The sequence below is a fragment of the Prolixibacter sp. DSM 2831 genome, from assembly GCF_056493735.1.
This window is the reverse complement of sequence record NZ_CM151379.1, coordinates 4,197,920-4,217,712: the sequence shown is the minus strand read 5'-3', so window position 1 is coordinate 4,217,712 and position 19,793 is coordinate 4,197,920. Positions and strand designations below refer to the sequence as shown.

Genomic DNA, 19,793 nt, shown 5'->3' with positions numbered 1-19,793 from the left:
AAACTCCGGCTAACGTGCAAATATTTTCGGTTTCTGACAGAATTATATTGACAGCATGCGCAGTACTCTTAACAAGTGTTGATTGACCGCTTTCTCATTTTTGATGGCTTTGTTGAACGGTACGTGCACAATTTCATCGAACTCGATTCCTACCATCACACTCTTTTGGTCATCCAGCAATGCCTCTACCGCAGCAACCCCTAAACGACCTGCCAAAATCCGGTCGGATGCAGTTGGCGAACCACCACGTTGTACGTGTCCCAATACGGTTACCCGAACGTCGTATTGTGGGTATTCTTTTTCAATTTTGGAAGCAATGTTAAAAGCGCCGCCGGCTTTATCGCCTTCAGCCACCAAAACGATAGATGACTTTTTATTTTTTCGGTATCCCGTTTCGATGTAAGTTTCGAGTGTTCCTATATCCGTATCGAACTCAGGAATCAGAACCGCTTCGGAGCCGGCTGCAATTCCACCGTTCAACGCCAGGAAACCGGCATCGCGGCCCATTACTTCGATGAAGAACAGACGCTCGTGAGCCGTTGCGGTATCACGAATCTTGTCAACAGCCTGGACAATGGTATTGAGAGCGGTATCGTAACCAACGGTAAAGTCGGTTCCAAACAAATCGTTATCGATGGTTCCCGGAACACCGACGATGGGGAAATTAAATTCCTGGGCAAAAATACGTGCACCGGTAAAAGTTCCGTCACCGCCAATGACCACCAAAGCATCAATGTTTTCTTCCTTCAGGTTTTGATATGCTTTCTCACGGCCTTCTTTCGTCATGAACTCCTTGCTCCGGGCAGATTTTAAAATCGTTCCGCCCGACTGGATGATATTACTGACATCACCGGATTTCATGGTCTGGAAGTTTTTGTTGATCATTCCTTTGTAGCCGTAGTAAATTCCGACCACTTCCCGGCCAAAGTAAATAGCCGTTCTGGTAACGGCCCGAATGGCTGCATTCATGCCGGGCGCATCACCTCCCGATGTTAAAACGGCTATTTTTTTAATGCGACAGTCGCTGTACACATTGGGATCAGGCATGTTAAGAACATTCTCCTTCATTTTCTGAAAAATTTGAATCCGGGTCAAAAGTAGCGCCGATGTTTTCTTAACAACAACCACTACCGTTAATTAATTATAAAATTATTTGATTATTTCGTCAGTATTCTGACCTTCTCAGCCACGTCTTCCATCAAATGCCAGGGAGTGGAGGTTGCTCCGCAAATACCGACTTTTTGAATATTTTCAAGCCATTCCGCTTCGACTTCATCCGGTGAGGAGATGAATTTGGAGTTGGGATTGGTTTCCTTGCTGATTCCAAACAACATTTTTCCGTTAGAGCTTTTTTTCCCGCTAACGAACAGCACCAAATCAAAACGACGGGCAAACTCCCTGATACGAGGAACGCGGTTGGAAACCTGCCGGCAAAGTGTATCATGAATGATAACCTCGGTACCACGCTGTTTTATCGCTTCGGCCAGCTGATAGAAGCCTTCCATGTCTTTCGTCGTCTGAGAAAACAGTTCCACCGGCCGGTCGAAATCGATTTGCTCCAAATCATCTGGTGATTGGATGACAATCGCTTTGTCGTTAGTTTGACCGACCAAACCATTTACTTCGGCATGGCCTTTTTTCCCGTAAATAACGACTTGTCCGTTACGCGCTTCCTGTTGGCTCTGACCTTTACGAACTCTCTCCTGAAGTTTCAGAACCACAGGGCAGGTGGCGTCGAGTAGTGTGATGTTGTTTTTACGGGCATGCTCATATGTGGAAGGTGGTTCGCCGTGAGCGCGTAGTAGTACGGTGCAGTCTTTCAGCTGAAAGAACTGTTTATGATCGATGGTTTTTAGCCCTTTTCGGGACAGACGTTCCACTTCGGTATTGTTGTGAACAATATCTCCCAGGCAATAAAGACTGTCCTCAGTTTCGAGCGTTTTTTCAGCCTTCTGAATCGCGTTCACTACGCCGAAGCAAAATCCCGATTTGCTGTCAATCTCAATTTCCATTGCGATTTAATCTTTCCATAACTTTTTTGTTAGCCCACGCTAACTGTTCTTCAGGAGTGAGGTGACTATTGTCGAGAACAATGGCGTCATCTGCTTTTCGGAGTGGACTCTCGTCGCGGTTCTCATCGATGTAATCCCGCTCCACAACGTTGGCTTTGATTTCTTCAAAAGAAACATCGTCCCCTTTGGCTTTCAGCTCGTCATAGCGGCGCTGAGCTCTTACTTCCGGCGAAGCCGTCATGTATATCTTTAATTCCGCGTCCGGAAAAACCACTGTTCCAATGTCTCTTCCGTCCATCACAATACCCTTGTCTTTTCCCATTTCCTGCTGAAGCGCCACCAAATGTTTCCGCACTTCACCGATAGTTGCCACCGGACTGACATTCCGGGAAACCGGCAACTGCCTGATTTCTTCTTCTACGTTTTCATCGTTGAGGTACGTTTCACTTTTCGAGATTGTCTCGTTATATCGAAATGTAATTTTAATCTGATTGAGTTGAGCGATTAAACCGGTTTCGTCAACCTTGCTGTCATTGATCAATCCATTCCGCAGGGCGTAAAGGGTCACAGCACGGTACATCGCGCCGGTGTCGATATAAGCGTAGTTTAAAAGGGATGCCAGCGCTTTGGCCAGCGTACTTTTTCCACAGGAGGAGTGGCCATCGACAGCGATGACTATTTTTTTATTTTCAGACATGTTATTCTCAGTTTGCAGGGCAAAGATAAGTTTCTTACTGAAGAAAAGGAATGGAATATCCGCTGAATCAGGGGAGGAATTGGGAAAGGTTCGTGCTGATAGAGAAATGATGTGATGCACCGGCAATATGATAAGATGCGAGTCCGTAGCTCAGGTTGAACCTGGAAATGCGAACGCCAAAACCAGCAGAGAAGCCAACCATTCCCGGACGGGATTCGACCGATAGCTCTTTCCTGCGTTGATGATTATAGCCCACCCGAATCGTGAAATTCTTACTGGGTAGTAATTCTACACCGAAAATGAGATGCCGCATCGCTTTGGAAAAACCACTTTCGGATGTCATTCCTGTTAGTGTCGAAGTCATTGTTCCGGAGGTCGTTTCGTTATAGGCTAAGTCCCAATTGGTAAGATGATGAGCGGTAACCATGAGTCGGAGTGGTGCGTGTTCCAGTCGCTTGGAAAAACCGAATTGCAAATCGAACGGCAGTTTTTCGTAATCGCCATTCTGGTAGTAAGTGGTAATTTGTGTGCCAATATTTTTTGCCACGAGCGCGATAGTGGATTGGTTGTCGCGTCCCGAAAGAATAAGACCGGCATCCACGGCCAATCCAAACGAGTGATATGTTTCGAGAACAGAGTAAATGGGTTTGATGTTGACTCCTCCGCGTAAGCGAGGCGTTATCTGTTTGGCCCAGTAAATGTTCAAAGCGTATTCGGCTGCCCGGAAAGTGCCGGTAATCGTGCCGTCTTCGCGTGCTTCGATAAATTTTCCGTAATCGATAAAATGAATACCCGTGGCAACCGTCCCTATTTTATCGAGGCGCCAGGCGTAAGAAGCATAACCAAATTTGATATCGGAAAAATAATCGACGTAATTCAGCACAAGCTGATTGCGCATCGTGTCACGCAGCAAAGCCGGATTGTGAAAAACAAGATCCAAATCGTTATCATCCAACGCTACCTGGTTGCCACCTAATGCGGCCACGCGTGCCGAGGTGGTCAGATCGAGGAACCGGTACGTTCCTTCACCGCCAACCTGACCGAATGCCATTTGAGATACTAGAAGCGATAATGCAATAATTAGTCTGGTTTTCACGTAAGCCTGAATTATTCGTGCCTTTTGTTCCCTTCCGGGAAACCGCAATGATTATGCTAAGATATGTTTTTTGCTGAATAGTGTAGAAACGTGGTTTACCAGTTTTCCTCTTTCAGGTTCTCTACGATTTTATAGACGATGGGGCAGGCTTCGCGGTTTTTTTGTGTCAGGTTCAGAATCTGAACGAACTTGCGGCGGTTGGTATGCGGATATTCTCGGCAAGCTTTTGGCCGATTTTCATACACCATGCAATAGTTATCCGGCATCAAAAAAGGACAAGGCGTTTGGTTGAAAACGTAATCACCTTCGTTATCAACATGCAAATATTGGTCAATGAAAGCCGGCGGTTTCATCTTCATATGTTTCGCCAGCCGGTCGATGTCCTTTTCGGTGATAATCGGGCTGAAGTTGCTGCAGCAGTTGGCACAATCGAGGCAGTCGAATTCCTGAAAAGCCTCGTCGTGCAAACGGGCGACAACACTATCGAGTTGTTTGGGTTTCTTTTTCTTTAACTGAGCGAAGAATTTGCGGGTTTCGTCTTCATTGCGCTGAGATAGTTCCCGGACGTTCTTCGCATTCACTTCGATGTACTTCATCCTGAGTATTATTGAGGGCTTTTTTTCTGATTCTCATCTGCGCCAGGAATAGTCCGGCAATTACAATCGAGATTCCGGTTAATTTCTGGAGCGAAAGTGTTTCTCCCAAAATCAGCCAGGCAAAAATGGCTGTAAATACTGGAATGCTATTCATGAAAATATTGGCTTTGTTAATGCCCAATTTACCTACACTGTATGTGAAAAACAGGAAAGCAAATCCGGAAGCGAAGATGGCTAGTTTTAAAATTGCGACAAGCGAATCGACATTGACCGGCGTATGGATAAAGCTGTTCATCTCAAATGTCATCCAAAACGGCAGGAAGTAAAAAATGCCGATGAAGCTTTGATAGGCAACAATGCTGGTCGTATTATATTTTTTTGTCAAACCTTTCAGAACAACGGTATAACCAACGGTGGCGGCCACGGCGACAAACTCCAGTGTAATTCCCAATATCGAAGCAGACAGGTTTTCGGAAGTATCCAGAACAACCACGGTTACCCCGACAAACGAGAGAATGATTCCTAAAATGGTTCGGGGCGATACTTTTTCTCCGTGAAAACGGGATGCAGCTAGTGGCGAAAAAAGAGGAATGGTAGCCACAATGACTGCTGCTACGGTGCTTGAAGCATATTTCAGACTGAAGCTTTCGCCCATGAAATAGAGAAAAGGTTCGAAAAAGGCCAGCAGGATAAATGCTTTCCAGTCTTTCCGATCCGGTTTCATCAGTCTGCCCGTGATTTTTGTGTATGCAAACAACAGTATGGTGGCTATTACCAGCCTGAAAAATACGGTGGTTAGCGGACCATAGGCCTGGTACACAATTTTGACCCATACAAATGAGATGGCCCAAAAAGCCATTGCCATGGTAACGGCCAGATATACTGATATTTTGTTTTTCACAGTTCTTGCGTTTTGAACCGCAAATGTATCCATATTTTTAGATGCGAACCAAGACGAGGATCAGTTTATTGAAGATTGGAGAGTTAGAGGGACCAAACCGAAGTCGTTTCTATTAAAACCGGCCGAATTTGAAATTGAGATAAGCGGTCCAGGTTTGGAGTACATCGGGCGCGAAATTACTCGACTTGATTTTGTTGGTGAACCGATAAGTTCCGCCCAGATCGAGTCTGAAGAATCGGGAGACGTTGAATTCGATTTCTAATCCGGGTTCTACAACAAAAAAAGGACTTAAATCGTGGTAATTGGCCGGAACAACTGAGGCGCTTCCCGATAGGGTATCATAGCCTTCCCAGTAATTAATCGCTCCGGCTCCGACAATCACGGGGAAAGATAAATGAACGGGTGACCGCGGCATTAAAATGGGTTCCAGCAAAAGTCCGCCATATCCGCCGGCGAGGTAACGGTTTAGTTCAGGAATATTGCTCAACGAGTTCTTTTGAGAGATAAAAGCATTTCCGGCTAAGCCGAGGGTAAACGAATGTCCCATCACCCAGCCACCACGAAGACCAAAAATAACCGAATTGCGCTCATCGATGGGCGAGTATCCCAGGTTAAAAGCGGCGTACCAGCCGTCCAAACGGTCGCGGGCAACAATGGTTCTCACTTTATTCGAAAGCACTCTACTCTCTTGCTCCTGCGCCGGAGAGATGAGGGGCAGCGTGATGAACAACAAAACCAGGAAGGTCACTTTTTTCATCGGATAGCAGGTTGTGGGTTAGTTTTTGTCCGGGTGGACATCCAAATCATATGTAGATGAAATTTAGGACTTTTTCAGGAGAAATCCACGAATTGGGGAAATACTGGCAAAAGAAAGGAGATAAAAAAACCGGGCTACTGCCCGGCTCTGGTGGAAAGTTTTAACTGATTACGACTTTTTTTGTGAATTGACTGGTCTCAAAGTCGTAATGAAGAAAATAGATGCCTTTTTTGAGGTTTTTCATTTTATTATCTTCCGGGGAGCGACGCCTTTCCAAATTCCTTGTGGAAATCTTTTTCAGGAATAGAACTTCACCATCGATATTAAACATTTTGACTTTCATAGATGAACGGTTTTATGTGGTTGATTAATAGCTTTGGGTAACTGTTAGTGATAAATTAAAACTATTGTACTCAAATGAACAACTTTTTTTGACGAACGGTCGATTTTGAGTGGTGAACGTTCAATTTTGAGTGGTGAACGGAAAATTGACAATTTGCTTATTGTAGAAAATACAATAGAGAAAAATGTTAAATTCGGAATGAAAAGAAGGAGAAATGGAGGTTGGAAAAAAGGAGAAGTATTAAAACAAAAAAACCGGCTTCTGAATTTTCAGAAACCGGTCGAAGTAGGGTGGAAGATGGGATTTGAACCCACGACCCCTGGAACCACAATCCAGTGCTCTAACCAACTGAGCTACATCCACCATTTTTCGCGATTGCGGATGCAAATATAGATAATGTTTTTTGATTGCTACAAATCATCGGACAAAAAATATTGGAAAAAATCTCATCTTTCGATTTCATTGCATGGTCAAATAATCCAAGGCCGGCAGGATGATTTTGTGACAGAATGAAGTAGGACGGAAATGATAATTTTTCATCCGGCAGAGAATCATTAAGTTTGGTCTTTCGGGTAAACAATAAAATTAAAATTTGATACGAAAAGAGAGTTGGAATAGCGGAAAATCGTTGCAGGTTTTTCAATTGCTCCGCTTCGGGATGCTTGTTTCGATTGGTGTTTTGCTGACCCACTCCAAACTAAGTGTCGGCAACATTGGTCAATACGAGTCTTTCCTCTTTTGGGCCGGATTGGCCAGTTTTTTCTGGGTGAACGGCTTGATACAAGGAGCGCTGCCCATGGCCGGAGCCGAAGTGTCAAATGGCGGACGAGAAAAATCACCATTTCTCTTTACCGCATTTTTTGTGCTCCTGGTATTTTCGACGGCAACCGCCCTGGTATTTACCATTCTTTACAAAGCCGGACTGCTGGCATTTCTTTCGGGGCACGCCTGGTACTGGTTTCTTCTTTTCGTGGTTTTCGGGATACCAGCTAACCTGACGGTGTATATTTATTTAATTAAGAACCGTTCGGTGGAGTTGCTCCTTTACGGTGCCGGTACAGTTGGACTTCAGTTTTTTCTTATTCTGTTTGCATTGCTTTATGGCGGAAGTATTGAAACAATCTTGAAGATACTCGGACTGGTTGCTTTGCTCCGGTTCGTTTGGCTGGTAAAGTTGATTTTCCGACATTCATCGGTTGTTTTCTCACGAGAACTGGCGCGGAAATTATTGTTGCGTTCGTGGCCCCTCATTTTGGCGACGTTGCTTAGCGGCTCTGCACAATACATCGACGGCTGGCTGGTAACTATTCGTTTCGATTCAGCGGCATTTGCCATTTTCCGGTTCGGTGCCCGCGAGCTACCTTTTGTTGTTCTCATTGCAAATGCATTCAGTAATTCCATGTTGCCTAAGTTTGGAAAATCTTCGGGCTTTGAAGATCATTTGAAGGAAATCCGGGAACGGTCGGCCAAAATGATGAACTGGATGTTTCCGCTCACCGCTGTATTGATGATTTCCTCGCCCTGGTTTTTCCCTGTTATTTTTAACCAGGCTTTCGCCGAATCGGCTTCTATCTTCAATATTTATTTGCTGCTCATTATTCCCCGACTCGTTTTTCCACAAACCATTCTGAACGGAATAGGGCAGACAAAGCTCATCAGCCAAGCTTCGTTTTACGAGATTCTCATCAATGTCGGATTGAGCGTACTGCTTTCCTTCCCGCTTGGTTTGGAAGGCATTGCTGTTGCGACCGTTATCGCCTATCTGTTCGAAAAATACTATCTTGCTTACAGGCTTTACCGACGCGAAGGCGTATCGTTGACCGATTACCTCGATGGGAAAAGGCACCTGTTGTTTTCTGCAGGAATATTAACTTTGTTTGTTCTGATAGAAACCGTCATTTATTGAAATAATGGAATACCTGCTTGATAATCCGAAAATCGAAAATACTTACCAGGAAATCATCCGGAAACTCCGCCCTATCCAAAATGGCGCTGTTGCAGAAATGATGACTAAGCGTGGACTGGAATATAAAGTCAACCTGGGAGCATCGGTGGTTTCGTTGCGGCAATTGGCGTCGGTTTACGACAGGAATCATTTACTGGCGCTGAAACTGTGGAACAAACAGTGGCGGGAAACAATGATACTGGCTACGCTGCTCGATGAACCTGAGCAGGTAACTGAGGAACAACTGGATTACTGGGTAAAGAGTTTTCCGAATATTGAGATGGCGGAGCAGGCGTCGATGAACTTGTTTGTCTATACACCTTTCGCTTTTCAGAAGGCAAAAGAGTGGTGTCTGGAAAAGAAAAACCTGGTGAAAATGACCGGTTTACTGATGATGGGACGGCTGGCCATGACAGATAAAACAACCGCTGATGAGGAATTCGAATCATTCTTCGAGGTGTTGCCGCCTTTGTCGAAAGATCCGGAGCTATCGAGCATCTTCATTCGGTCGTTTACGCATCTCGGACGAAGAAATAAAAACCTAAACAAGCTGGCCATTATGCTCGCTCGCACACTGCAAACCATCGATTCGCCTGTGTCACAAATGGTGGCGGAAGAAATTATTGATGAACTGGAATCTGAATATGTTCAGGAAATGCTGAACGATAAAGGATGAGTCATTCAGAGAGCTATTCAGCTAATCAAAATATTGATACTGTCAATTTCAATTTTTACTCTAATTTAGCGGAGAAAATACCAAGTCAAGGAATATGCAAGTCAGGGAAGTAAAGGATAAACAAACACGCAAGCTTTTTCACCAGGTAGCACACGAAGTGTATCGTGGCGATGAAAACTGGGCGCCACCATTGGAGGTGATGATTGATAACACCTTCGATCCGGAGAAAAATGCCTTTTATAAAAATGGCGATGGCACCCGGTGGGTTCTGACAGATGACGACGGCAGATTACTCGGCCGGGTAGGAGCTTTCATCAACGGAAACAAAGCGTACACTTTTCAGCAACCCACCGGTGGAATGGGATACTTTGAGTGTGTCGAGGACCAGGAGGCCGCGTTTTTGTTATTCGAAACAGCTAAAAACTGGTTGAAGGAACGCGGAATGGAAGCCATGGACGGACCGGTTAATTTTGGCGAAAACCTGATGAACTGGGGATTGCTGGTTGACGGATTTAAGCCGCAGGCGTTCGGTATGCCTTACCACAAGCCTTACTACCGTGATTTTTTCGAAGCTTATGGCTTTAAGGTTTACTTCGAACAATACAGCTATCACCTCAATCATAAAGATCCGTTCCCCGAAAGGTTTTGGAAAATTGCCGGCTGGGTAGCTCAGAAACCAAACTTTCATTTCGAGCATGTCCGGTTCAGCAAGATTGAGAAATACATCCAGGATTTTGTAAAAATATACGATCAGGCCTGGGCGCGTCACGATAATCACCAGTCGGTTGATTTGGATGATATCCGCGGAATGGTCAGGTTGGCTAAGTTCATCGCCGACGAAGAATTTCTGTGGTTTGCTTACCACAACGATGAGCCGGTTGCTTTCTTTGGTATGATTCCCGACTGGAACCAGATTCTCGTCAAGCTCGACGGCAAAGTCAATTTGAAGAACGTGCTGAAATTCTGGTATTACAAAAAGAAGAAAACGATTACCCGTACCCGGATTCTTATTATGGGAGTTGTCCCGAAATTCCAGGGTTCCGGTTTGGAGTCAGCCATCTTCTGGCACCTCGACAAAGTGATGAAGCGGAAGCATTGGTACAACGAAATTGAAATGTCGTGGGTTGGCGATTTCAATCCGAAAATGGTGGCCATGTATAAATCGGTGGGTGGAGTACATGCCAAGACCCATTACACGATGCGTTACCTGTTCGATCCGAATCAACCATTCGAGCGTGCACCTAAATTAATGAAAGATGTGCGTCTTTTGAGGGAGGAACGCAAAAACAAAGAAAAAACTAACACAACTGAAACCGAAAAAGAAGATTGATTTCAGTTCAGTTTCAGTATATTATTTAGACAAATCTTTTGTTGAATTCTTTTGCAGATTTCTGAACTATATATATCTTTGCAAACCGTTTGGGAAAGTAAGAAATTCAGAATAAGATATTAAACGAGGAAAAAATGAAAAAGGGAATACATCCGGAAAATTATCGAATGGTGGTCTTCAAGGATATGTCTAACGGACATACATTCATCACCAAATCGGCTGCCCCTTCACGGGAAAATATTGAAGTTGACGGTGTAGAGTATCCATTGATCAAATTGGAAATCTCTAGTACCTCTCACCCTTTCTATACTGGTAAAATGAAATTGGTCGACACGGCTGGACGTGTTGATAAGTTCATGAACCGTTACCAGAAGCACATGGATAAGAGAAAAAAGTAATCTACTTTTAGTATATGAAGGAAGCCTCGTAAATCATTACGGGGCTTTTTTTGTTGTAATAATCACTTTCCCTCTGTAATTCGGCTGGAGAAATTGGCAACGAAGCAAAAAACGGGGGTTTGGCATAGGAATTGACCTGTTAACCCACAGCTTGTGAAAACGAAAAACAACGACAAAATGTCATTAGAGAGATCATACATGAAACGAAATAATCAAAAACATAAGTTCGTATTTAGCAGTTTGATGGAGGACCAGGGAGAATTCATACCAATTATTGCCGATGGTGACGAGTCAGACTTTAAATCGGTGGAGGTGCCGGAAAGTCTGCCAATATTACCGCTACGAAATGCCGTTTTGTTTCCGGGCGTAGTGATGCCCATCACCGTTGGACGCCAGAAGTCGCTGAAACTCATCCGCGATGTGTATGCCGGCGATAAATTGCTGGGAACGGTTACCCAGAAAGACGGCAAAGTAGAAGAGCCGCAGACAGAAGATTTATATCCGGTAGGTACCATGGCGGAAATTCTGAAAATTCTGGAGATGCCCGATGGTACTACTTCCATTATCATCCAGGGAAAGAGACGAATTAAGGTCGCCGGTGTTACAGAGCAACTGCCGTACCTGAAAGCGTTGGTTCATCCTCACGACGAATATGAGCTGGAGAGTGATGACTCTGAATTCGCAGTGGTGCTCGAATCGCTGAAGGATTTGTCACTCAAGTTGATGAAATATACCGGCAATGTGCCGCCGGAAGCGCAGTTTGCCATCAAGAACATCGAAAGTCCGACCTTTCTGATCAACTTCATTTGTAACAATGTTGAGCTGGAAGCGCACGAAAAGCAGGATCTCCTGGAAGAAAATGACATTCGCAGTCGTGGAAATCAATTGATGGGGCTGTTGGTTCGTGAGGTTCAGGTGATGGAGTTGAAGAAGGATATTCAACGTAAAGTAAAAGTTGATTTGGATCAACAGCAGCGGGAGTATCTGCTTCATCAGCAAATAAAGACCATCCAGGATGAACTTGGCGGCAATCCCATTGAAAAAGAGATTGAGGAGTTGAAGAAGCGGGGCGCCGAGATGAAGTGGGATGAAGAAATGGCAGGCTTCTTCGAAAAAGAGGTGGAGAAACTGAATCGGATGAATCCGGCCGCCGGAGAATATTCCATCCAGGTTGGTTACCTCGAAACATTGCTCGACCTTCCCTGGAACGAATACACCGAAGACAACTTCGACTTACAGCACGCTGAGAAAGTCCTGGATGAAGATCACTATGGTCTGGAGAAAGTGAAGGAACGTATTCTGGAGCATCTCGCCGTTCTTAAATTGAAGGGCGACATGAAATCGCCGATCGTTTGTCTTTACGGGCCTCCCGGGGTAGGTAAAACGTCGTTGGGTAAGTCTATCGCTCGTTCGCTGGGGCGGAAATACATCCGGATGAGTTTAGGAGGTCTTCATGATGAAGCAGAAATTCGTGGTCACCGGAAAACATACATCGGCGCTATGCCTGGCCGTATTATTCAGAATCTGAAAAAAGCCGGTTCCGCCAATCCTGTTTTTATTTTGGATGAGATTGATAAAGTCTCCCAGGATTTTCACGGCGACCCGGCTTCCGCATTGCTGGAAGTTTTGGACCCGGAACAAAATTCTGAGTTTCACGACAACTACCTGGACGTTGACTTCGACCTTTCGCGTGTGATGTTTATTGCTACCGCAAATACACTGAGCACGATTCAGCCCGCACTTCGCGACCGGATGGAGTTGATTGATGTGAGCGGTTACCTGGTTGAGGAAAAGACCGAAATTGCCAAAAGGCACCTTGTTCCGCGTCAGCTGAAAAATCATGGAATGAAAAAGGGAAGCCTGACGTTCCCGAAAGAAGTGTTGGCGAAGGTGATTGAAAATTATACCCGCGAGTCCGGCGTTCGCGAGCTCGATAAGCAGTTAGCTAAAATCGTTCGTCGCATAGCACGGAAAGAAGCTTTTGGTGAAAAATATAACAAGAAACTCAAAGTTGAGGATGTCAGGGAATATCTTGGGGTACCAATTTATACCCGCGAAACATACGAAGGAAACGAGTTTGCGGGAGTAGTTACCGGTTTAGCCTGGACGGCTGTCGGAGGTGAAATTCTCTATGTCGAAACCAGCTTAAGTAAAGGGAAGGGGCGCTTCACGTTAACCGGAAACCTTGGTGAAGTAATGAAGGAGTCGGCTACCATCGCGCTGGAATATCTTCGTTCGCATGCACCTGAATTGGGCATGACATCGCAGGCTTTCGAAAAGTGGGACGTTCATGTTCATGTTCCGGAAGGCGCAATTCCCAAAGATGGTCCGTCGGCCGGAGTTACCATGGCTACGTCGCTGGCATCAGCTTTTACGCAGCGGAAGGTAAAACGAAACCTGGCCATGACCGGCGAGATTACTTTGCGTGGAAAAGTATTGCCGGTAGGCGGTATTAAAGAAAAAATACTGGCAGCGAAAAGGGCCGGTATAAAGGAAATCATCTTGTCGCGACAGAATGAGAAGGATCTGGAAGAGATCAAGCCCATTTACATTAAGGGATTGAAGTTCCATTTCGTCGACACAGTGCTGGATGTTCTGGATATCGCATTATTAAAACAAAAAGTGAATAATCCACTAAGAATTAGATAGTGAAAACGGGAAGCGATTCCTGTAAATTCTTTGTTCGATTGAAAAGAAAAGGAACTGTCCGTTTGGGGCAGTTCTTTTTTTTGTGTTAGGTGGTTGGTGTCCGCGCGGTATCCGGAATGATAACAGCGAATTGGGATAAATTGAATTACTGATGAAAAACGAGGAACTAATTTGTATTTTTGTTTATCCGAAATGCTAAATATATGAACCAGCGAACCCGCAATGTCATCCTGTTCGTCGGGATTAGTATCCTGATTTTCCTGTTATTCTATTTTAGAAATATTGTAGCCTACATCCTGATTGCAGCTGTGCTTTCGCTCATCGGAAGACCTTTAATGCGGGCTATCCAGCGTATCTCAATTAAGAAGAAGCATCTCGGGAAAACGGGTAGCGCACTGATTACACTTCTCCTCATGCTGGCTGCCACCATTGGTTTTTTGGCGGCGTTAATTCCGTTGGTTGCAATGGAAATAAAGGATTTGTCAGCCATCGACGTCACTTCGGTAGTCGATTACCTCGATGTGGCTTTTGCTCATCTTTCAAACAAACTTCCGCATTTTATAGCCTACAGCGGGGCCGATTCGGGAATGCAAGAGTACATACAGGAGCAACTGGCGAACATGTTGAACCTGGGACAGGTCACCAATTTGTTCTCTTCGGTTGCCGGTACTTTGGGCAACCTGTTTCTCATGTTTTTCTCGGTATCCTTCATTCTGTTTTTCTTTTTGAAGGAAGAGCAGTTGTTCAGCCACATTATTCTGGTTTTTGTTTCCAGCAAATATGAGACGAAAGCCAGGCACGTGATGACTTCTATCAACCATCTGCTGAAACGATATTTCATCGGTATCATATTCGAGGTGTTAGGAGTTATGATATTGGATACCATCGGATTTTCCGTCATCGGTCTGGGCTTTAATCATGGTCTGGTCGTGGCCGTATTTGCCGGAGTCATGAATGTAATCCCGTACATTGGCCCGTGGATCGGAGGAGCCTTTGGTGTATTGGTGGCTATTGCAACCCACCTCGGCGACAGTTTCCCGGATGTAACTTTGCCACTGATATTGCTGGTGTTGTTAGTGGTTGTTATTGTTCAGGTAATCGATAACGTGGTATTCCAGCCGGTTATCTATTCCAACAGTGTCAGGGCGCATCCGCTTGAGATCTTCCTGGTTATTCTTATGGCAGGAAGTTTTGCCGGAATTGCCGGAATGATATTGGCTATACCGGTTTATACCGTTCTTCGCGTCATTGCCCGCGAGTTCCTTTCGCAGTTCCGTTTGGTACGGGAACTTACCTCTAAAATGACAGATGATTAGTCTTTTCGGTGTAAAAGCTAATTTTTGTCATGATTTTCATGCTTGTCATATGGACTTTCTTCTTGCAGAAACAGAGTCGGTTAGGGCTTTGTGTTTCGTGTAAAGCTGTCGTAAAACATGATCGCCTGAGAACGGATATTATTCCGATGATTTTATCTTGAGCTCCAATTAGTAAATGTTGGCGGACATTACTGTACCTAAACGAAATACAGCATTACATAATATTAAAATTTGCCATTCAGATTCTTAACATGAACCTCCATACATTTTAATGACGAAGGAGTTCATTGTAGACACGCTTATTCAGAATGAAACTAAGTAAACAACTCGGAATTTCTTTTGTTAAGTGGTTTAGTTGTTTAATGCACATAATGTTTACACGGAATGAGAATATTGAAGAAAATCGTCCACTTCTATTATGAAGGCTTCCGACAGATGACGTGGGGAAAAAGTCTCTGGGTAATCATTTTAGTGAAACTGTTTGTGATGTTTTTTGTGCTCAAACTGTTTTTCTTTCCCGATTTGCTAAAGCAGAATTTTAAGACCGATAAGGAAAGGGGAGAGCACGTCATCGAGAATCTGACCAATATCAAATAATCAATTAATCAAATAATCGTAAAACATGAATGAATTACTTGATCTATCCTTGGTAGACTGGTCGAGGGCTCAATTTGCACTCACCGCGATGTACCATTGGTTATTCGTCCCACTGACACTTGGGATTACGTTTATTCTGGCAATCATGGAGACCATCTATGTGAAGACCGGAAATCCTGAGTGGAAAAAAATTACCAAGTTCTGGATGAAAGTGTTCGGGATTAATTTCGCAATTGGTGTAGCTACCGGAATTATCCTGGAATTTGAATTTGGAACCAACTGGTCTAACTATTCCTGGTTTGTAGGTGACATCTTTGGTGCACCGCTGGCTATCGAAGGTATCATGGCTTTCTTTATGGAGTCCACCTTCATTGCTGTAATGTTCTTTGGATGGGGGAAGGTGAGCAAGCGTTTTCACCTGGCATCCACGTGGCTGACAGCGCTGGGAGCAAACCTCTCGGCATTGTGGATATTGGTGGCCAACGGCTGGATGCAATTCCCGGTAGGGATGCAGTTCAACCCGGATACGGCCAGGAATGAAATGGTTAATTTCTGGGATGTATTTCTATCGCCGGTAGCGACAAGCAAGTTTCTCCACACAATTTTCTCAGGATTTGAGTTAGCGGCCATCTTCGTTATTGGTATTTCGGCCTGGTATCTTCTGAAAAAGCGGGAGATTGTTTTTGCCCGGAAAAGTATCCTGGTTTCAGCTGTTTTTGGTCTGATCAGCTCGATTTTTGTTATCGGCTTCGGTCACGCATCAACGCAGCAGGTGGCTTACCATCAGCCAATGAAACTGGCTGCCATGGAAGGTCTTTACGAAGGTCAGAATGGTCCGGGTTTGATAGCCATGGGCGTACTTTCTACCAAACAATCTGATCCGGAGTATAAGCAACTGAAGAATTTCCTTTTCAGGGTCGAGATTCCCAAAGGCTTGTCCGTTCTCGCTTATCTCAATACCACCCAGTTTATGCCCGGGATAAAAGATATGCTGAATGGAAACAGTGAACACAACATCCTGTCGGCTCCGGAGAAGATTGCCCGGGGGAAAGAGGCCATTCAACTATTGAAAGATTACAAGACGGCCAAGGATAACGGAAACACAGACGAAGCCGCTACTTTGCGTGCCAAGTTCATGTCCGACAGTTTCCAGAAAGATTACTTCAAGTATTTCGGATATGGATACATCAAGAATCCGACCGATTTGATCCCCGATATACCTCTTGTATTTTATAGCTTCCGTATTATGGTTATGCTCGGAACCTATTTTGTGTTCTTCTTCTTGTTCGCTCTTCTTTGGGTGACCAGAGGCACGATGGAAAAGAAAAAATGGTTCCTGCGATTGGCAATTATTACCATGCCGCTGGCTTACGTTGCCTCGATGTCAGGTTGGACACTGGCCGAAGTTGGCCGTCAGCCCTGGGTAATTCAGGATCTGTTACCAACAGTGGCAGCCGTATCTCACATCGATGCGAGCGCCGTTCAGGTAACTTTCTGGATGTTTGCCTTCATCTTCACCCTGCTGTTGATTGCCGAGGTGAAAATCATGACGAAACAAGTTAAAATCGGACCTAAAGACGGAGGACACTAACCATGTTTGGATCAATGAGTCATTTAACCCTCCAACACTATTGGTGGGCCATCATATCACTTTTAGCAGCGTTACTTGTTTTCCTGATGTTTGTTCAGGGAGGTCAGACGCTGATTTACCGACTGGGAAAAACCAGTAACGAGCGCACCATGATTGTCAATGCACTTGGTCGCAAGTGGGAATTTACCTTTACCACGCTGGTAACTTTTGGTGGAGCATTTTTCGCTTCTTTCCCGCTTTTCTATTCCACCAGCTTTGGTGGAGCCTACTGGGCCTGGATGGCCTTGTTGTTTGCCTTTATTATTCAGGCCGTTTCGTACGAATATCGCAGCCGGCCGAGTAATTTCCTGGGCAAGCGCACTTTCGACGCATTCCTGTTTGTCAACGGATTGCTGGGAACAGTTCTCCTTGGCGTTGTGGTTGGAACATTTTTCAACGGCGCGAACTTTTCCGTTAGCAACATGAACCTTTCGCAGTGGGAAAATCCAGCACACGGATTAGAAGCTGTTTTGACATTCAGTAACGTAGCGATGGGCCTGGCGATTTTTTTCCTGGCCCGCGTTCTGGCATTATTGTATTTCATGAACAGCATCGATCACGAGCCCATTTTTAAGAATGCGAAGAAACAATTGCTGTATAATACCATTCCGTTCCTGGTATTCTTCCTCTATTTCGTGATTCGTCTGTTGCTTATCAAAGGATTTGCTTACGATCCGAAAACTCTCGATGTATCGATGGAACCTTATAAGTACTTGCACAACTTCCTGCAAATGCCGCTGGTATTGATCATCTTCCTGGTTGGTGTTGTTGGCGTTCTTTGGGGAATCATCAGTTCGCTGTTGAAAGACAAAACCAACGGAATTTGGTATGCCGGAATCGGAACGGTACTCACCGTATTTGCCCTGATGCTGGTTGCCGGTTACAATAACACCTGCTACTATCCCTCGAATTTCGATTTGCAGTCGTCGCTGAACATTGTGAATAGTTCATCATCGAAATTTACCTTGACAGTGATGAGTTACGTATCGTTGATGGTTCCCTTCGTACTGGCCTATATCTGGTACGCATGGAAGTCCATTAACCGGGAGAAAATCACCGAATCGGAAATTAGCGGTGAGGGTGAAGGTCACGTTTATTAAACCGAAAAAACTTTAGTCTATGTATTTGGAATCGATATTATGGTTGTTAAGCTGGCCGATACTTATCTACATCAGCTTAAAAGCAGTGCAGTATGCGCTCAAAAAATACGAACACAAACTGGAAGAAGAATAATCCGTTTGTTTGAAACGAATCGAGGGCTGTCTTTTGAAAGGCGGCCCTTTTTTTATCGATGAATATTGTATTGAGAAACTGTGCGTTGCGTTTTATCGCTTTTCGCGGAGAAGGCGTCATCAAAGTTTTTCGGTAAAAGAAATAGTTAGCCTGACGAAATCAATTTCAGGTAAAAAAGCTTAAACCGTCTTTTTCAGGCTCAATGTGAATGAGATAAGAATATAAAGCAAGATGGAGAGTGTAATGCCGTAAAAGCTGAAGAAATAGATAAGCACAAGCGTTGTCAAGAGGAACAGGTAGCGAACCTGGTTACCACGCCATTTCAGGTGTTTAATCTTCAGAGAGAACATCGGAATCTCAGAAACCAACAGCAGTGACATCACTATCGTGAAAAAGAGCAGGCTGTAAGGATTGAGCAGAATCGTGTCCAGCGCCGGCATGTTTCCGTTTTCGGCAATTAGCGCCAGCGACGCAAAGAAGATGGCATTGGCCGGAGTAGGTAACCCGATAAAGGAAGTAGCCTGCCGTTCATCGATGTTGAATTTAGCTAACCGCAATCCGGACATCACCGGAATAAAGAAAGCACTCAACAGGAAAACCCAGGTGAGCCATCCACCGGTGGTACCTACCAATGAGCGAACATCGCCGAAAAGCGCATATTTCTGAAGTGTCAGTACAATCATTCCCGGAGCCAGTCCGAATGAAATCATATCTGCCAGCGAATCCAGCTCTTTCCCGATAGGAGAATAAGCTTCCAGCAAACGAGCACTCATCCCGTCGAAAAAATCAAATAGAGACGCTAAAAACATCGTTAACACCGCCAGGTTAATATGACCTTCGAGAGCAAAGGTGACAGAAAGACTACCACTGACAATATTGAGTGATGTAAGAAAATTCGGAATGTGTTTGCGCATGATTGCCTAAGCTTTTGATGCTTTATTTCAGTCGGGCCAGGATAGTTTGTCGTCCGGTAACGGCTTCGCACATGTCGGCTGTTACTTCAGTACCAACCGGAAGGAATACGTCTACGCGGGAACCGAATTTGATGAAGCCTAGTTCACCGCCTTGTTCCATTGTGTCTCCTTCGTTGGCGTACGTAACCACGCGTTTAGCCATTGCACCCGCAATTTGCCGTACCAGAATTTCGGTACCATCTTCCATTTCGACAACGGTTGTAGTCCGTTCGTTATCGGTAGATGATTTTGGCAGGTAAGCCGACATATATCGCCCGTTGTGGTGTTTAACGTATTTGATCTTCCCGGCAACGGGTAACCAGTTAACATGCACATTGAACAGCGACATAAAAACGGAAACCTGCAATCTGCGATCCTGAAAATACTCCGTTTCGGTTGTCTCTTCAATGGTAACAATCTGCCCGTCAGCCGGTGCCAGAATTGTTTTCTCCCCGGAATTGATTTCCCTTTCGGGGTACCGGAAAAAACGAATGGTTAATGCCAGTACCGGTGTTGAAATCAGCAGCATGAACACGAAGAAATAAGGTTCACGGGTTTCCCATACCAGTCCGTTCAGTAGTGCCCAAATCAGTATGGCAACTGCAATAATGGCATAGCCTTCTTTGTGTATTCTCATTGTTGGTCTTAAAAATGCTGGGCAAAT

The 19,793-nt window shown here is 44.8% G+C and carries 19 protein-coding genes and 1 tRNA gene; 9 read left to right on the top strand and 11 right to left on the bottom strand.

The features are described from left to right. Positions 1–42 precede the first annotated feature (42 nt). From pfkA to AC060N_RS17390, 9 genes are all read right to left on the bottom strand, one after another. Positions 43–1,068 (bottom strand): 6-phosphofructokinase, encoded by a 1,026-nt coding sequence (pfkA, locus tag AC060N_RS17430; RefSeq protein ID WP_228492011.1) that lies wholly within the window; start codon positions 1,066–1,068, stop codon positions 43–45. A gap of 89 nt (positions 1,069–1,157) precedes the next feature. Then, positions 1,158–2,012, bottom strand: coding sequence for a 4-hydroxy-3-methylbut-2-enyl diphosphate reductase (locus AC060N_RS17425; protein WP_153640274.1), 855 nt, complete (start codon positions 2,010–2,012; stop codon positions 1,158–1,160). Further along, positions 2,002–2,709, bottom strand: coding sequence for a (d)CMP kinase (cmk, locus tag AC060N_RS17420; RefSeq protein WP_153640273.1), 708 nt, complete (start codon positions 2,707–2,709; stop codon positions 2,002–2,004). Before cmk ends, AC060N_RS17425 begins: the two co-directional genes overlap by 11 nt. Positions 2,710–2,776: 67 nt before the next feature. Then, positions 2,777–3,805 (bottom strand): type IX secretion system protein PorQ, encoded by a 1,029-nt coding sequence (gene porQ / locus AC060N_RS17415; RefSeq protein WP_153640272.1) that lies wholly within the window; start codon positions 3,803–3,805, stop codon positions 2,777–2,779. Positions 3,806–3,900: 95 nt separating this feature from the next. Continuing rightward, positions 3,901–4,401 carry a YkgJ family cysteine cluster protein gene (locus AC060N_RS17410; protein WP_106540374.1) on the bottom strand — a complete coding sequence of 167 codons (501 nt, stop codon included), beginning with the start codon at positions 4,399–4,401 and terminating at the stop codon, positions 3,901–3,903. Then, entirely contained in the window at positions 4,346–5,302 is a 957-nt protein-coding gene (locus AC060N_RS17405) for a DMT family transporter (RefSeq protein WP_194831549.1), read from the bottom strand. Before AC060N_RS17405 ends, AC060N_RS17410 begins: the two co-directional genes overlap by 56 nt. Positions 5,303–5,414: 112 nt before the next feature. Then, the gene (locus tag AC060N_RS17400) at positions 5,415–6,059 is read right to left on the bottom strand and encodes a hypothetical protein (protein WP_153640270.1); all 645 of its coding nucleotides are present in this window, start codon (positions 6,057–6,059) and stop codon (positions 5,415–5,417) included. Positions 6,060–6,219: 160 nt separating this feature from the next. Next, complete coding sequence (locus tag AC060N_RS17395) at positions 6,220–6,402, bottom strand: T9SS type A sorting domain-containing protein (protein ID WP_153640269.1); 183 nt, start codon at positions 6,400–6,402, stop codon at positions 6,220–6,222. 288 nt (positions 6,403–6,690) lie between these two features. Continuing rightward, a tRNA-His gene (locus AC060N_RS17390) sits at positions 6,691–6,766 on the bottom strand. A 228-nt stretch (positions 6,767–6,994) separates the two neighbouring features. On the opposite strand from AC060N_RS17390, the gene AC060N_RS17385 reads away from it, so the two are divergent. From AC060N_RS17385 to AC060N_RS17345, 9 genes are all read left to right on the top strand, one after another. After that, positions 6,995–8,308, top strand: coding sequence for an MATE family efflux transporter (locus AC060N_RS17385; protein WP_153640268.1), 1,314 nt, complete (start codon positions 6,995–6,997; stop codon positions 8,306–8,308). Positions 8,309–8,312: 4 nt separating this feature from the next. Next, a complete protein-coding gene (locus AC060N_RS17380) occupies positions 8,313–9,023 on the top strand; it encodes a DNA alkylation repair protein (protein ID WP_153640267.1) in 711 nt (236 codons plus the stop codon). Between the two features lie 94 nt (positions 9,024–9,117). Beyond that, positions 9,118–10,353: a GNAT family N-acetyltransferase gene (locus tag AC060N_RS17375; protein WP_479524879.1), complete on the top strand. Its 1,236-nt coding sequence runs from the start codon at positions 9,118–9,120 to the stop codon at positions 10,351–10,353. 134 nt (positions 10,354–10,487) lie between these two features. Next, a complete protein-coding gene (locus tag AC060N_RS17370) occupies positions 10,488–10,751 on the top strand; it encodes a type B 50S ribosomal protein L31 (protein WP_153640265.1) in 264 nt (87 codons plus the stop codon). Between the two features lie 177 nt (positions 10,752–10,928). Continuing rightward, positions 10,929–13,400 (top strand): endopeptidase La, encoded by a 2,472-nt coding sequence (gene lon, locus AC060N_RS17365; protein WP_479524878.1) that lies wholly within the window; start codon positions 10,929–10,931, stop codon positions 13,398–13,400. A 203-nt stretch (positions 13,401–13,603) separates the two neighbouring features. Further along, complete coding sequence (locus AC060N_RS17360; protein WP_479524877.1) at positions 13,604–14,716, top strand: AI-2E family transporter; 1,113 nt, start codon at positions 13,604–13,606, stop codon at positions 14,714–14,716. 384 nt (positions 14,717–15,100) lie between these two features. Beyond that, positions 15,101–15,313: a DUF4492 domain-containing protein gene (locus AC060N_RS17355; RefSeq protein WP_479524876.1), complete on the top strand. Its 213-nt coding sequence runs from the start codon at positions 15,101–15,103 to the stop codon at positions 15,311–15,313. A gap of 25 nt (positions 15,314–15,338) precedes the next feature. After that, positions 15,339–16,904 (top strand): cytochrome ubiquinol oxidase subunit I, encoded by a 1,566-nt coding sequence (locus tag AC060N_RS17350; protein WP_479524875.1) that lies wholly within the window; start codon positions 15,339–15,341, stop codon positions 16,902–16,904. A gap of 14 nt (positions 16,905–16,918) precedes the next feature. Next, positions 16,919–18,043 (top strand): cytochrome d ubiquinol oxidase subunit II, encoded by a 1,125-nt coding sequence (locus tag AC060N_RS17345; protein WP_479524874.1) that lies wholly within the window; start codon positions 16,919–16,921, stop codon positions 18,041–18,043. A gap of 312 nt (positions 18,044–18,355) precedes the next feature. Here AC060N_RS17345 and pssA read toward each other — a convergent pair whose 3' ends face one another. Both pssA and AC060N_RS17335 read right to left on the bottom strand, forming a co-directional pair. Further along, positions 18,356–19,090, bottom strand: a complete 735-nt coding sequence (pssA, locus tag AC060N_RS17340; RefSeq protein ID WP_479524873.1) for a CDP-diacylglycerol--serine O-phosphatidyltransferase — start codon at positions 19,088–19,090, stop codon at positions 18,356–18,358. 22 nt (positions 19,091–19,112) lie between these two features. Further along, complete coding sequence (locus AC060N_RS17335) at positions 19,113–19,766, bottom strand: phosphatidylserine decarboxylase family protein (protein WP_479524872.1); 654 nt, start codon at positions 19,764–19,766, stop codon at positions 19,113–19,115. Positions 19,767–19,793: the final 27 nt, after the last annotated feature.